The following is a 14,441-nucleotide window of genomic DNA, read 5'->3' as shown; positions in this document are numbered from 1 at the left end:
AATAAATTTATTATAAAGGAGTAGATAAAGTGGACATATTAAAAAACCGGAATTTCCTCTTATTATTTTTAGGAAGAATTTTCACCAACATAGGAGATAGCTTATATTACGTAGCAGCAATGTGGCTCGTATATAAGCTAAGTGGTAATCCTTTTTATTCTGGATTAGCAGGTTTTCTTACGTTATTACCTTCTGCACTTCAATTTCTTACCGGTCCATTCGTTGATAGGTGGCAAATTAAAAACACCCTCGTCATCACACAAGTTTTGCAATGCATTCTTATTTTAATCATTCCTATTACACACTACTTCGACCTATTAACAGTTCAACTACTACTCATCATCATGCCCATCGTAGCCTTTATCGAACAATTCGCCTATCCCGCACAATCAAAAGCTTTACCACTTCTACTGCCTAAAACACAATTATTAAAAGGAAATTCACTCTTCTCATTCGCATATCAAGGCATCGATCTAATTTGTACGACTCTTTCTGGAATATTAGTAGCACTATTTGGCGCAATCACTTTATATGTAATCGACTCTTTCACTTTCGCGATTACTGCTCTTTTGTTTTTTTCATTAAAAATGCCACAGCAAACTGAAACGGTCACATCACTTTCAACTAAACAATATTTCACTGATTTAAAAGAAGGGTTTTCGATCGTCTTTCGTTCCTTAATGGGCGTATTCTTAATCGGTTCCGTTGTTGCCAATTTTTCAATCGGTATGACAATGGCCATACTCCCTTCTTTCGCTGATTCTTTAGGTGGTGTGAAATCATACGGCTTCTTCTTAGCTGCTATATCAGCAGGTAGTCTCATTGGTGCATTATTCAGTTCCTGGGTTGGCAAACGTAATGTTGGCCGTGTCTCTATTATTGGCTTTGCGACTGGTGCTATCTTTTGGTTTTTCTCTACGGTTGTACCGTTTCAATGGCTGTCTATTTTCTTATTCGGCCTAGCTTGGGTACCGATTGGTGCAACCAACATATTATTTGCGACAATTAGTCAAATTGTAATTCCAAATCAATATATTGGACGCATCAACTCTGTCATGCGAAGTATGGGCACAATTGCGATGCCATTTGGTTCTTTAATTGGCGGATACACTGCAAATGTATTTAGTAGCCAACTCATTTTCGCGCTCGCTAGCATTGGGATTTTATTTATTTCTCTCGTATGGCTACTTCATCCGAAATTACGGGCATTGCCGAAAGCTGATGAAATTACAGCAGATACTTTTGGAGTACGGTTTAAAGAAGAGCGCGGGAAAGGTGCGGCTTTATAGCAACCAAACATAACCCCGTTCTAAATTGGGGACGGGGTTAAAAATATAGTTATTTCATTTTGGATGTAAAATACTTCACTAAAAATATAACAATAAAGTCCTTTGAATATCTAAATTTTATTCAACAATAGCACCAACTTAAAACGACAGTTAACGCTTTGATGGCCAAGCACCCTGCATTTTCCTTAATTGAATAATTTGTCCTGTATGATAAGCATCATGAAGCATGATATCCAGTAATTTCCCCTCTAGTGAATTTTGCTCAAGCTCTCTTTCGGAAATTGCACTTAATACCTGTCTTAAATTATATTGAACATCTTCAGAACGTTCAACGACTTTCTTCCATTCCATATCATTATTAGATTGCTTAGTCAGATAAAATGTGTCATTTCCGTCAAGATTATGTGTCCATTCACGGCCTTCCAAGTTTGCAGCAAGCCTCTCTTTGTAATAAATGAGATGATTAACATTCTCCCAAATGTTGTTCGTTACCCCTCTAGATGGCTTCCACATAGCCTGTTCGGCTGTAAGTCCTTCTATAGCATGTTTAAACGGTGCATACCAACTCTCTTTATCAAATGTTGAATCTAGTGCGTTTAATAACAAGTCAATTCGTTTCAAAGTAATTTCCTCCCTAAATAGCTAAAGTTTCAATAAAATCTTATAACTCTGTAGAGATTCTACATTTTCAAATAAGCTTCCTCCTAATCTTATTCTACAAACAAGTCCAATTATGGAATAGGATTACTCACATCTTTAAAACAACTCTTTTCACTTTACACATAGACTAACGAACAAAAAAGAGGCCGTTCCGAAACAGCCTCTTTCATCTATTTAGGAAGCTCAACCCGAACGGTCGTCCCTTCCCCCTTCGTACTATACACCGAAACGTTTCCATGATGCAGTTCAACAATCTTCTGCACAATCGATAATCCTAAACCACTACCTTCTACGTTTCTTGTTCTTGCTGTATCTACTTTGTAAAAACGATCAAAAATACGTTCCATCTCTTCTTTTTCCATACCGATTCCGTTATCGGATATAGAGATAATAACACTAGACTCTAACTCTTCGACAAAAAACTCAATAGTCCCACCATCGTTTGAAAACTTAATACTATTAGTGAAAATATTACTCCATACTTGATGAAGCAAGTTTTCATCACCTTTTATAACAATATCGGGCACATCGAATTCAACGGCGATATCTTTTTCACGCCATTTCCATTCGAGCATAAAAATGACGTCTTTAATTTGCTTCTGCAAATTGAATTCTTTTATTTGCAACACTTTCTCTTCTTTATCTAAAGAAGCAAGCGTAAGTAACTGTTTACATAAACTAGACATTCGCTTACTTTCGCCCTCAATAATTCTTAAGTAATGGTTTCTTTCTTCCACGCTCATCTTTTCTGTTTGCAATGTTTTCGAAAAACCTTGTATGGAAGAAAGCGGCGATTGAAATTCGTGCGAGACATTCGAAACGAATTCTTGTCTCATTTCATCCAATTCTTTTATACTTTTCGTCATCTTCTGAAAGCTCGTAGCTAACGTACCAATTTCATCTTTTCGTTTTACGTCTAATTCGATATCATATTTACCACTTGCAATTTTTTGCGTAGCCTTCGTGAATTTACGAATGGGACGAACGATATAACCTGCTGCAATTGCTATAAAAATGATACTTAATAGCACGATAAACACAAGTAATACCGCTAAGAAAATTCGCATCTCGCCAAATTGGTTCTGAATGTCAGGACGAATAAATAAAGCGTACTGTTTATCACCGTGTTGCACTGGTACACCGACGCTATTAATTAACTCATTATCGAAGAAACCTGTTATAAATAGGCGGGTCGGATATGTAGAAACGCCATTAAACGTTTCGCCATTCAATACTTTATGAACGGTATCATCACTAATAGACGTCTTACGAAACGCATTGCCGATACGCTTTCCATTCTTTTGATCATCGACAATATAAATTTCATATCCCAATTTCGCAATAGACTGTAAGTATGCTTCTTTATTCTCTTCACTTTGCTTTTCATATAACGATTTAACTTCCTCAGCATACGTTAAAATCTTTTCACTATTATACGGTTTTAACTTCACTTGATAATATACATTTGTTAATAAAAAACCAATTATACTACTAAGTAGCATAATACCGACTGTCATAAATACAAATCTCGAATATAGTGATTTCATTTTATTTCAACTCCAACTTATAACCGAGTCCGCGCACTGTTGTAATTTGAAAATCATCTGTTCGTTTTGAGAATCGATCTCTTAGTCTCTTCACATGAACGTCAACTGTTCGTTCATCCCCTTCAAAATCCATTCCCCATACTAACTCAATTAACTCTTCTCTTGAAAATGTTCTCCCAGGATAACTAGCTAGTTGTGATAATAATTCAAATTCCTTTAATGGAAGTAAAATCGTCTGGCCGTTACACTTCACTTCAACACCTTTACGATCAATTGTCGTTCCGTGAAGTGTAATTATGTCAGCACTCAGCATTTGATAACGGCGCAATAATGCTTTCATACGAAAAATGACTTCAGCTGGTTCAAATGGTTTTACGATATAATCGTCTGTACCAGAAATGAATCCTTTTTCTTTATCGACTAACTGATCCTTTGCTGTTAATAAAATAACAGGAATATCATGATACTTCCGTATTTCTTCACATAACGTATAGCCATCAACGAACGGCATCATAATGTCTACGATCGCAAGATGAATATTTTCCTTCTCTAATACGTCTTGCGCTACCTTTCCATCTTCCGCCTCAAAAACTTTAAACCCCTCTTTTTGTAAATGGTAATGCAATAACTCTCTAATATGTTTATCATCATCAGCTAATAAAATATGTATCATCTTCATTAAACCCTCTCTTGTTCATCCTTCTACATCACTACATTAAGAAACAATTGGATTTTTTGCAAGAAAAAGAATCTATTTTGAAAAAAGACTATTCAAAATAGATTCTCACGTTTTAGTATTAAGATTATTTTAATCAAAAACAATTTTTAAGCCTTCGAAATATCAACAAATCCTTCTCCGAACACATCACGAACATCGTGGATAGCGATGAAAGCAGCCGGATCCGTAGTTTGAACAATCCGCTTTAGCTTCACTACTTCTTGCTTATTAATAACAACATAGAGAATGTCCTTCGGCGTTTTCGTGTAATAGCCATGACCTGAATACACGGTAACCCCTCTGCCCATTAAGGTTGTCACCTTCCCTGCAATTTCATCTGGATTATCAGAAATAATGGTAATGGCCTTTTTCGGATTTAACCCTTCGATTACAAATTCCATTACTTTCGTTCCTACATATAGCATAATAATTGTCAGCATCAGTTTCTCTGCACCAATGATGAAATAAGATGAAAACGCAACGATTAAATCGAAGAACAGTAGACCGTAGCTAATGCTCCAACCTAAATACTTATGCGTCATTCTCGCTAAGATCGTAGTACCTGCAGTTGTTCCGCCAACGCGAATAATTAGACCGATACCGCACCCTACAAATATTCCTCCAAAAATAGCATTTACGAGCATTTCATCCGAAGTAATCGTCCATCCTTCTGTTAAATGGAGAAATAGCGAGTTCGTAACTACAGCGATAATCGTATAAATCGTTGTGATTTTATTTAAAAATTTATAACCGACTATTAACAAAATCGCATTTAAAATTAAATTAACTAAACCTGGTGACCATTCAAATAAATAGTACGTAATAATCGTGATACCTGTTACTCCGCCCTCACCAAATTCGTTCGGAATAACAAATAAATTGACACCTAAAGCAAAAAGGAATGCACCAATAATAATAAAAATAATGTCTGTCGTTCTTTTTTTCATATAGTACCTCACTTCTTATGCAAATATTTCTTCAGATATAAACTCTCACCATTATATCGTGGAATATTCAAATCGAACAGTAGTTTATTTTTATTTTCATATAGGATGATAAATCAACTTTATCCTATATCTACATGTAATTAAAAAAGGATAACAACTTTATTTATTATGTGCTACAAGTAAAGTTTTGATTTCATATGCTATTCACGCTGAAAAGTGAATAGGAACACTCTCACTCGCACAAACTTCGAATACAAAACAAATAGGCGAAGCTATAGAATAGGCTTCGCATCAAACATTTGATTGTAGAGATTTATATTCATACATTCCAAAAATAAATTCACTTATCTTTCTCCATATACTCTTTAATCTTTCGTTCTTCCCACTCTTTTCCGAATATCCCAAATGGAAAAGTTGTTAAACCGTGTATAACGATACCGATCCCCCAACCTCCAAGTGGATATAAAAACCATAATTTACTTGAATCAGAACTTATATTTATGAAAAAAAGCATTAAGTTCACTAATATATAGACCGTTAAATGAATGTAAAACGCTTTTAAATTCTCCACCCTTTTTTTAGCTCGTAAATAATTCTCATTTCGCTCCATATGTAAACACCTCTTTCATTATTGTATTTTTTAAATTCGCTCCGATTTAAATATCATATTCTAATCGAAAATCCCTTATTCTCAAATAAAATACAAAACAAAAAAGTACCCAGCAAATAGTCATGTGTATGACCGCTTGCTGGGTACTGCATGATACATTTATTATTTACATTAGTCTAATTAAGACCAAATCCAAACATCATCATTATTTTCAACGTTGCTCTTTACCTCATGAACTTTTTCAATATGGTCAACTGTGTTCCAGTTAATAGAACTTCCGCCCCAGCCTACATACTTCATATCAATTTTCACTTTCTCACCCGCTTTAAATACTTGTCCCTTTGTTAAGAAAACATCAATAATAACTTTCTTCCCGTTTAGCGATGGATACTCGACTACGACATATTTAGTAGCACCGTCTCCCTCATCTTCCATCGTTCCTACTTTTGATACTTCACCAATTACATAATCAGGAGAACCGTCTTCTTTCATATGCATGCCTAACTTGTTTGTTGTATTTTCAATTGCAGTTGCAACCATATATTCTGTAAAATTACGCATCATAGATCCAGTAGCTTTTACTTCATCTCCTACTTTCACGTTTGAAAATGAATCTATATATACACTAACAGGTTCTTCGTATTGCTTAGATTTAACAACAATTACACCGTTATCTACTTCTACTACTCGTCCTTCTAACGTCGAGAAATTCGATTCAATAGAAGCTGCACTCACTTTTGTTAGTTCTAACCCTGGTAAATTCGTTCCTGATAATGTTGCAATCCCTAAAGCACCTGCTAAAATTAATTTTTTCATACCCATTATGAAACATCTCCATTCATGATGATTTTATTTTTGATTGGATACAACCAACCTGTAACCATTATAGTTACAGGTTATAAAAAATAGCAACCCTCTTTCTCATGCAATGATGCATAATGTGATTTTTACATATAAATCGATTATTTCTATATTCAACAATACTGCCAAATTCTTGCATAACAGCAGGGAAACGAATTGATGATGAAGAAACTAATGACATGCATCATATTTTTCAATGCTACGGTTTGTATAATCGTAGTTCATTACATTATGTAGGGGCGGAATTCATATGTTAATAAAACCAAAGAGATTACAGCCAGGTGATATTGTAGCAACAGTAAGTCCTTCATGGGGAGGCGCAGGTGATTCTGAGATAAGATGGCGTTATGAACAAGGAGTAAAGAGATTAGAAGAGATTTTCGGTCTTACGGTTATCCCAATGCCAAATAGTTTAAAAGGTAGCGAATTCATTTATAACAATCCACAGGCTCGTGCGGAAGATTTAATGACAGCATTTCAAGATACGCGCGTGAAAGCCATTATTGCGAATATTGGCGGTGAAGATAGCATTCGCTTACTTCCTTATATAGATTTTAATGTAATACGTGAAAACCCGAAAATTTTTATGGGATACTCTGATGTTACCGTTTCACACTTGTTTTGTCATAAAGCAGGAATTTCCTCCTTTTACGGTCCAGCAATTTTGACCGACTTTGCCGAAAATGTAGAGATGGATCCATATACGGTTGAAATGGTAAATCGAACTCTCTTTTCAAATGAAACGATTGGCGAGATTCAACAAGCTCCTGAATGGACGAGTGAGCGTTTAGAATGGATAGAGATAAATAAGCATACAAGACGTACGATGCAACAAAACAATGGATATGAGCTACTTCAAGGCTCTACCACTGTACAAGGTCGTTTAATTGGTGGTTGTATAGAAGTATTGGAATTTGCGAAAGGAACGGAGCTTTGGCCTGAGAAAAAACATTGGGAGAATAGTATTCTCTTCTTTGAAACTTCTGAAGACCATCCAGAACCAAGTTTTATAAAGTATTGGTTGCGAAATTACGCAGCGCAAGGTATTCTGCAACAAGCAAAAGGTATCATTTTTGGTAAACCAAAAGACGAAATGTATTATGAAGAATATAAACATGAAATACTGAAAGTTATGAGGGAATATAACTTAGAAAACTTGCCAGTTCTTTATAATTTAAATTTCGGCCATACTGAGCCGAAGTTTATTTTACCTTACGGTGCGATGGCAGAAATTGATTGTGAAAATGTATCTTTTTCTATTTTAGAGAGTGGCGTGGAATGAATAAAAACACTCCTATGAGATATGTCTGTGAATGGATACTTTTTAAAAGTATATAATTGGAGGGAGATTACGTGTATGGAAGTAACATTTACAGTAAGTAAATGGGATGAAAAACCAATCGATGATAATAAAAAAGATTTCCCTATTAATATTGCTCATGTCGAATATGATATTGATGGGGAATTAAAAGGAAAGGCTTTTGTTGAATACTTATTATATTATTTAGACTCAAATATAAATGATGGTCACTTAGCTACTGCTAAAATTTCTGGATTTTTACACTTTGAAGGAGTTTATAAAGGGCAACATGGGACATTTACAGCTATAGAACAAGGAATATTTGATAAAGGAAATTTAGATTCCCCAGGAACAATTATTAAAGCTACCGGTAACTTAGAAAGTCTGAGAGGATCCTATCATTATCAGTTTGCAGGTCAAACCAGTAAACTCATTTTAGAATTTGAAATTTAGCAAAATACCCTATAATTTAGTGAAAAGGACATTTCTTGTAATACTAGGAATGTCCTTAAAGTTCGTTCAAAGGTAATTTTTTCGCCTACTTGCAATTTCATTGGTCCCCCTCCTCAAAACCTCTTTTAAAATAAGAAAAACCGAAACTAAAATCATTTCGGTTTTTCAAACTAATGAAGTCTATATTTATTTTAAAGAATGTACAAACAACCCACTGCGCAGTTTCGGTTCAAACCACGTTGATTTTGGTGGCATAACTTCTCCAGCGTCTGCGATTGCTAATAAAGATTCCATTGATGTCGGATATAGTGAGAACGCTGCTTTATATGCACCGCTATTTACAAGACGTTCTAGTTCTTCTAATCCGCGGATTCCTCCAACAAAATCAATGCGTGAATCAGATCGCGGATCATGTATTTCAAGTACTTGGCTTAATAAATGATCTTGCAGAATAGATACATCTAAACCTTTTACAAGGTCGTTCGCATCAAACGTTTCCTCTTTCACTGTGAGCTTATACCACTTCTCGTTTACATACATGCCAAATGTTTTTGGTTCATTTGGTTTATACGGAGAAATAGATGCTTCTTCTACATAGAAGTATTGCTTGATTTGCTTTAAAAACTGTTCTTCTGATAAACCATTTAAATCTTTCACAACGCGGTTATAATCCCAAATAGATAATTCATCATGAGGGAATAAAACTGATAGGAAGAAATTAAACTCTTCTTCTCCTGTGTAATTCGGATATTGCTCTCTTCGCATAAGCCCTACTTTTGCAGCTGATGCAGAGCGGTGATGTCCATCCGCAATATAAAGATTAGGAATATCTTCAAATAAGTTTACTAAACTCGCAATTACTTCTTCATCAGCTATTTTCCAAGCAACATGCCTAACGTCGTCTTCTGCTGTAAATGTATAAATTGGTGTATGTTCTTCTTTCCAGTTTGCAATGAAACGTTTCACTTCTTCTTTTGTACGATATGTTAAAAAGATAGGACCTGTATTTGCATCACACACATCTACGTGACGAATACGATCTAGTTCTTTTTCATGACGCGTTCTTTCATGTTTTTTAATTGTATCATCTTCATACTCATCAATAGATGTACAAACGACAAGACCGGACTGCGTTCTTCCTTGCATCGTCAGTTCATAAATGTATAGTGCTGGCTCTTCGTCTTGTATGAACACTTCTTCTCGTATAAAACGATTTAAATTTTCACCCGCTTTTTCATATACGCGATCATCGTACGGTGAAAGTGCTGGGTCTAAATCAATTTCTGCTTTATCAACGTGTAAGAAAGAAAATGGGTTCCCTTTTACAACCTCTCTTGCTTCTTCACTATTTAATACGTCATACGGTAAAGCTGCAACTTCTGCTGCTTTTTCTTCTACTGGACGAATGGCCCGAAACGGTCGGATTTTTGCCAAATTCCCTCTCTCCTTTACACAATCATTCGAACGGCTACAACACCTGTAATTTTGCTTATATTTTCCACTATGTTCTCTTTTATTATATCATCAATTCCGTTATCAATATCAATCATTGTATATGCCCAAGAATGTTTACTACGATTAATCATATCCGCAATATTAATATGATGTTCTGCTAAACATCCTGTAATTTGTCCTACCATGTTCGGAACGTTTTGATGCATGATTGTAATACGTTTCTTTCCAACATACGGCAATTCTACGTTTGGATAGTTGACTGAATTACGAATATTTCCTGTCTCTAAATATTCACGTAATTGACGCGCTGCCATGATCGCACAATTTTCTTCTGATTCAGATGTAGATGCACCAAGGTGAGGCGTCGCAGTTACATTTTTCATCTTTATTACATTTTCATTCGGGAAGTCCGTTACGTAATGCGCAATAACATCTTCTTCTAACGCTTTTTGAAGAACCTTTTCATCTACAAGTTCTCCTCTAGAAAAATTGAATAAACGCATTCCTTTTTTCATTTTCTCTATAGCGTGTTCACCAATAATCCCCTTCGTTTGATTCGTAAGAGGAATATGAAGGGTAATATAATCACACGTTGCAAAAATTTCATCTAAACTAAATGCTCTTTGCACATGTGTAGAAAGGCGCCATGCTGTTTCAACTGAAATGTAAGGATCGTATCCGACAACGTCCATCCCTAAAGCTAACGCATCGTTCGCAACTAAAGCACCGATTGCGCCAAGGCCGATAACCCCTAGACGTTTCCCCGCAATTTCAGATCCAACAAATTGTTTCTTTCCAGATTCAACAAGCTGCGGTATTTCTTCCCCTTCTAAATTTTTCGTCCAGCTTACTCCGTTAATAATGTTACGTGAAGACATAATAAGACTTGCAATAATAAGTTCCTTTACTGCATTAGCATTCGCTCCTGGTGTATTAAATACTACAATCCCTTTTTCTGTACATCGCTCGACAGGAATATTATTTACACCTGCACCAGCTCTTGCAATCGCCTTTAAGTCTTTTGAAAAATCTTCTTGATGTAAAGAATAACTGCGAAGTAAAATGCCGTCTGGGTGGTCCATTCTCTCCCCTACTTCATAGCGCTCTCCGCTAAGCACTTGCAAACCTTTTTCTGCAATTTGATTTAACGTTTGAACACGAAACATATCCCCATCTCCCTATCTATTCTCAAGCTCAAATTCCTTCATATAATTTACTAATTGCTGTACGCCTTCTGCTGGCATCGCATTATAAATACTAGCGCGCATACCACCGACTGATCGATGCCCTTTTAACGTAACAAGGCCGCGTTCTTTCGCTTTTTGTAAAAACTCATTGTTCAGCTCTTCTGACGGCGTTGTAAACGGAATGTTCATAAGTGATCGATACGTAGGATCAACTGGTGAAGTAAACATTTTTGATTCATCTAAGAAATTGTAAAGAAGTGAAGATTTCATTTTATTTTGTTCTTCAATCGCAGATACCCCGCCTTGCTCTTTCAGCCACTCTAGCACAAGTTTCGTTACGTAAATACTAAAAGACGGCGGTGTATTATATAAGGAGTTATTTTTGCTGTAAGTTTCATAATTTAACATTGTCGGACAAGAGCGATCTGCTCCTCCAATTAAATCCCTTTTTATAATCGCAATCGTTAAGCCCGCTGGCCCTAAATTCTTTTGCGCTCCCGCATATATAAGACCAAACTTCGAAACATCATATCGTTCTGATAAAATATTTGAAGACATATCCGCAACGAGCGGTACTTTATCTACATGTGGAATGTCCACATATTTCGTTCCCTCAATTGTATTGTTCGTTGTAATATGTACATAATCTAGTTTTTCATCGCCTAGTATACCATCCAGTTTAGGAATTGTCGTAAACTTCTCATCTTCAGAAGAAGCAATCACTTGTACTTCTCCTACTTTTTCAGCTTCTTGCATCGCCTTTTTAGACCATGAGCCAGTCAATACGTACCCTGCTTTTTTATACGTATTCATTACATTCAGCGGTATCATAGAAAATTGTAATGAAGCACCACCCTGTAAAAACAATACTTCATACTCATCAGGAATGTTCATTAATTCACGAAGCAAGCTACTCGCTTCCTCTATAATACTTTGAAAATAAGAAGATCGATGACTCATTTCCATAATAGACATGCCTGTCCCGTTATAATTTACAAGCTCCTTTTGCACTTTCTCTAAAACTGGCAAAGGGAGTATAGATGGTCCAGCTGAAAAATTATATACCCTCTCCATCATCCTAATAACCTCCCTATTTATCAATCTTATTATTTTTTAAACTTTCTGAATTATAACCCGAAATATAATATACGGTCAATTTGTTTTCTATTATTACGGCGCAAGACGCAATGGAATCGCTTGCAAGTACCAATATATTTTTTATAAAGTGAACAAAAAACACAACAACATTCAAAACGTATACTGCTCTCCTTTCAAATTTGATAAGTTCTTCTCTTATTTATTTTACTTTTTACACATAAAAAAGAGCGAATCTACATTCGCTCTTTCCCACATATTTACGGTCCAAAGCTTATCATCCAACCTAACATATATCCAAATACAGTAAAAAGTAGCATAAAAACAAATAAACTACATGCCCACAATGCATATTTTCGACTTTTTCTTTTTGTGATCATGCCTACGACTGAACATAACAATCCAACTCCAACTATTTCCCGAAAACCTTCGCCTATAAATGTTTCTTGACTAAGCAATGTAATGTTCAAATACAATAACGCTAGAAAGGCAATCATTAATGAAATTGTCCCCATCCATGTTTCCTGTTTATAACTATGATTCTTTCTTTTTTTTAAGAATGCCAATTCCATAATCTCGCTTCACCTACTTTCAAGTTTCTAACTTTTTCATGACTCATCAATTTTTCAACTTCACCTTTAGGGCCAGTTACAACTGCCCCGTATATTTTTATCCCATTTTTTTCAAGAAAAGAAATACGCTTTGACAACTCTAATGTTTTCGCTCTAGATAGCTTCACCGCTAAATTTTCATGCTTCTGTAATGACTTTAGCACACCAATAAATTGTTCCTCATGAGATGAATCACTTACAAAAGGACCACCTATACTTGAAATCATATCTGCTGGAAAACCAATCGGAGCAACATACATACCCTCATCATTCTTTTGCTTCTCCTCTAATCCTGTATTAACGGCATACCAGACGATATCAATAGTAGGAAACATATTCGTTACCTCTTGTACACTTAATAATTCTCTAAAAGATACAAATGCTTCTACAACAGATTCTTGCGGAAGACCTTTTAATACCTGCGCTTCATCGCTACTATTATAAGACGTATTATAATTATTAGGATGAGACAACACCTCATTATCTATATATGGGACTTCTGGAATTTTTTCATCTGTTGTATATTCGCGGCTTACTTTCGCCACTTTACTTAATAAATAATATGTTTTCTCTTCGCCTATTCGAATATCTTTCTTTCCTACCCTTTTATACAAATCAAAATTCAATTGTAAACTAAGCGGTAACAATGTTTGCTCCATGTCTCTTTCTTTCATAAATACATTTGGTTCCGTTACACTTATCGTTTGTTGTACTACATTCCGCATCTCCATTGCGTTTGTAGGTGCAAATACATAGTATAAGAGCGTAGATATATATATAATAGGTTGAATCAGTAATAAAAAAGTAAATACAATCAAAACGTTCGTAATACGCGCTCTTTTTTTTCCTATTTTCAACACTTGCTCCTGTTTTCCATCAGGAAGAGATGCAGGCCTTTGATGAAGAGCTTCTTGCAACAAGTCTTGATAATCTTCTTGTTCAGAATGAGGTTTATCATTTGTCATTTTGACTCTTTTCCTCCTTTAACAATTGTTTTAATCTCTTTCTCCCGCGAAATATGTGACTTTTATACGTGTTTAACTTTAAATCTAATACAGAAGCACCCTCTTCGTACGTTAATTGATGTACATCACATAATAAAACAGCTTGTGCCTCTACCACAGGTAAAGTATGAATAATCTGAATTAATTTTCCATAACTATTTTTTGCGACTACATACTCTTCTGTAGATTCAACTGCTTGTATTGTCTCTAATTCCTCCGTTCCTACAAAAGACACTTTTCTCTCTTTCCTAACAAAATCAATAAACGTATGATACGCCACTTTAAAAAGCCATGATTTTACCTTTTGGTTTTCATAGTCTTCTAGATAAAGATACGCCCGATAAAAAGTCTCCTGCATCAAGTCCTCCGCTACATGATGGCTACGAGAAAGGGAAAATAAATACCTGTACACATCGTTTATATAAACCTTATATATTTCTTCAATTTCCATCCCCCTCCTCCTTTCATATATAACACGAATAAGCTCGTTAAAAAGTTGCATTATTTTTCCTTTTTATTTATAAAAAAGAAATAACATTTGAATAACTATTTACAATTATAAACAAAATACAAGATGTTATAACTATAAATTCCTAAAAAACTCCACATGTAGTATGTATGGAGATTATTTACAAATTGTAGGTAGGGAATATTTGATGCTTACTTTATAAACACACAAAAAAGTGCTAAGTACATAATTGTAC

Annotated in this window: 15 protein-coding genes; 3 read left to right on the top strand and 12 right to left on the bottom strand. The window is 35.2% G+C overall.

Features of this window, described 5'->3' with window-relative positions; genetic code table 11:
* Window positions 1–29 precede the first annotated feature (29 nt).
* Window positions 30–1,289 (top strand): MFS transporter, encoded by a 1,260-nt coding sequence (locus tag AC0NJG_RS21000; protein ID WP_087953135.1) that lies wholly within the window; start codon window positions 30–32, stop codon window positions 1,287–1,289.
* A 150-nt stretch (window positions 1,290–1,439) separates the two neighbouring features.
* Here AC0NJG_RS21000 and AC0NJG_RS20995 read toward each other — a convergent pair whose 3' ends face one another.
* The 6 genes from AC0NJG_RS20995 to AC0NJG_RS20970 form a co-directional block, all read right to left on the bottom strand.
* Window positions 1,440–1,910, bottom strand: a complete 471-nt coding sequence (locus AC0NJG_RS20995; RefSeq protein WP_087996108.1) for a DinB family protein — start codon at window positions 1,908–1,910, stop codon at window positions 1,440–1,442.
* A gap of 209 nt (window positions 1,911–2,119) precedes the next feature.
* The gene (locus AC0NJG_RS20990) at window positions 2,120–3,496 is read right to left on the bottom strand and encodes a sensor histidine kinase (protein ID WP_474063368.1); all 1,377 of its coding nucleotides are present in this window, start codon (window positions 3,494–3,496) and stop codon (window positions 2,120–2,122) included.
* 1 nt (window position 3,497) lies between these two features.
* A complete protein-coding gene (locus AC0NJG_RS20985) occupies window positions 3,498–4,175 on the bottom strand; it encodes a response regulator transcription factor (protein ID WP_000781961.1) in 678 nt (225 codons plus the stop codon).
* Between the two features lie 146 nt (window positions 4,176–4,321).
* Window positions 4,322–5,161, bottom strand: a complete 840-nt coding sequence (locus tag AC0NJG_RS20980; RefSeq protein ID WP_071710615.1) for a YitT family protein — start codon at window positions 5,159–5,161, stop codon at window positions 4,322–4,324.
* A 340-nt stretch (window positions 5,162–5,501) separates the two neighbouring features.
* Complete coding sequence (locus AC0NJG_RS20975; protein WP_000440733.1) at window positions 5,502–5,771, bottom strand: 2TM domain-containing protein; 270 nt, start codon at window positions 5,769–5,771, stop codon at window positions 5,502–5,504.
* A 180-nt stretch (window positions 5,772–5,951) separates the two neighbouring features.
* Complete coding sequence (locus AC0NJG_RS20970; RefSeq protein WP_087953132.1) at window positions 5,952–6,593, bottom strand: ATP F0F1 synthase subunit alpha; 642 nt, start codon at window positions 6,591–6,593, stop codon at window positions 5,952–5,954.
* A 289-nt stretch (window positions 6,594–6,882) separates the two neighbouring features.
* Here AC0NJG_RS20970 and AC0NJG_RS20965 point away from each other — a divergent pair, with 289 nt between their 5' ends.
* Entirely contained in the window at window positions 6,883–7,914 is a 1,032-nt protein-coding gene (locus AC0NJG_RS20965) for a S66 family peptidase (RefSeq protein WP_474063367.1), read from the top strand.
* A 75-nt stretch (window positions 7,915–7,989) separates the two neighbouring features.
* Entirely contained in the window at window positions 7,990–8,385 is a 396-nt protein-coding gene (locus AC0NJG_RS20960; protein ID WP_087996116.1) for a DUF3224 domain-containing protein, read from the top strand.
* Between the two features lie 186 nt (window positions 8,386–8,571).
* Here AC0NJG_RS20960 and AC0NJG_RS20955 read toward each other — a convergent pair whose 3' ends face one another.
* From AC0NJG_RS20955 to AC0NJG_RS20930, 6 genes are all read right to left on the bottom strand, one after another.
* A complete protein-coding gene (locus tag AC0NJG_RS20955) occupies window positions 8,572–9,819 on the bottom strand; it encodes a DUF1015 domain-containing protein (RefSeq protein WP_087996119.1) in 1,248 nt (415 codons plus the stop codon).
* Window positions 9,820–9,833: 14 nt separating this feature from the next.
* Window positions 9,834–11,006, bottom strand: a complete 1,173-nt coding sequence (locus AC0NJG_RS20950) for a 3-phosphoglycerate dehydrogenase family protein (protein ID WP_474063366.1) — start codon at window positions 11,004–11,006, stop codon at window positions 9,834–9,836.
* 12 nt (window positions 11,007–11,018) lie between these two features.
* Complete coding sequence (gene serC / locus AC0NJG_RS20945) at window positions 11,019–12,101, bottom strand: 3-phosphoserine/phosphohydroxythreonine transaminase (protein ID WP_474063365.1); 1,083 nt, start codon at window positions 12,099–12,101, stop codon at window positions 11,019–11,021.
* Window positions 12,102–12,382: 281 nt separating this feature from the next.
* A complete protein-coding gene (locus AC0NJG_RS20940; RefSeq protein ID WP_139866109.1) occupies window positions 12,383–12,694 on the bottom strand; it encodes a hypothetical protein in 312 nt (103 codons plus the stop codon).
* Complete coding sequence (locus AC0NJG_RS20935; protein ID WP_431084723.1) at window positions 12,676–13,698, bottom strand: anti-sigma factor; 1,023 nt, start codon at window positions 13,696–13,698, stop codon at window positions 12,676–12,678. Before AC0NJG_RS20935 ends, AC0NJG_RS20940 begins: the two co-directional genes overlap by 19 nt.
* On the bottom strand, window positions 13,688–14,188 hold the full coding sequence (locus tag AC0NJG_RS20930; protein ID WP_431084724.1) for a sigma-70 family RNA polymerase sigma factor: 501 nt from the start codon (window positions 14,186–14,188) through the stop codon (window positions 13,688–13,690). Before AC0NJG_RS20930 ends, AC0NJG_RS20935 begins: the two co-directional genes overlap by 11 nt.
* Window positions 14,189–14,441: the final 253 nt, after the last annotated feature.

The organism is Bacillus sp. SSR7, from assembly GCF_055902415.1.
This window is presented reverse-complemented; position numbering and strand designations above follow the sequence as displayed.

What these genes read in the sequence shown, in the direction of transcription:
- AC0NJG_RS20965 (WP_474063367.1), top strand. Translation starts at nt 6,883, where the DNA reads ATGTTAATAAAACCAAAGAGATTACAGCCAGGTGATATTGTAGCAACA.
- AC0NJG_RS20970 (WP_087953132.1), bottom strand. Translation starts at nt 6,593, where the DNA reads ATGGGTATGAAAAAATTAATTTTAGCAGGTGCTTTAGGGATTGCAACA.
- AC0NJG_RS20950 (WP_474063366.1), bottom strand. Translation starts at nt 11,006, where the DNA reads ATGTTTCGTGTTCAAACGTTAAATCAAATTGCAGAAAAAGGTTTGCAA.
- AC0NJG_RS20985 (WP_000781961.1), bottom strand. Translation starts at nt 4,175, where the DNA reads ATGAAGATGATACATATTTTATTAGCTGATGATGATAAACATATTAGA.
- AC0NJG_RS20930 (WP_431084724.1), bottom strand. Translation starts at nt 14,188, where the DNA reads ATGGAAATTGAAGAAATATATAAGGTTTATATAAACGATGTGTACAGG.
- AC0NJG_RS20975 (WP_000440733.1), bottom strand. Translation starts at nt 5,771, where the DNA reads ATGGAGCGAAATGAGAATTATTTACGAGCTAAAAAAAGGGTGGAGAAT.
- serC (WP_474063365.1), bottom strand. Translation starts at nt 12,101, where the DNA reads ATGGAGAGGGTATATAATTTTTCAGCTGGACCATCTATACTCCCTTTG.
- AC0NJG_RS20980 (WP_071710615.1), bottom strand. Translation starts at nt 5,161, where the DNA reads ATGAAAAAAAGAACGACAGACATTATTTTTATTATTATTGGTGCATTC.
- AC0NJG_RS20960 (WP_087996116.1), top strand. Translation starts at nt 7,990, where the DNA reads ATGGAAGTAACATTTACAGTAAGTAAATGGGATGAAAAACCAATCGAT.
- AC0NJG_RS20935 (WP_431084723.1), bottom strand. Translation starts at nt 13,698, where the DNA reads ATGACAAATGATAAACCTCATTCTGAACAAGAAGATTATCAAGACTTG.
- AC0NJG_RS20990 (WP_474063368.1), bottom strand. Translation starts at nt 3,496, where the DNA reads ATGAAATCACTATATTCGAGATTTGTATTTATGACAGTCGGTATTATG.
- AC0NJG_RS20940 (WP_139866109.1), bottom strand. Translation starts at nt 12,694, where the DNA reads ATGGAATTGGCATTCTTAAAAAAAAGAAAGAATCATAGTTATAAACAG.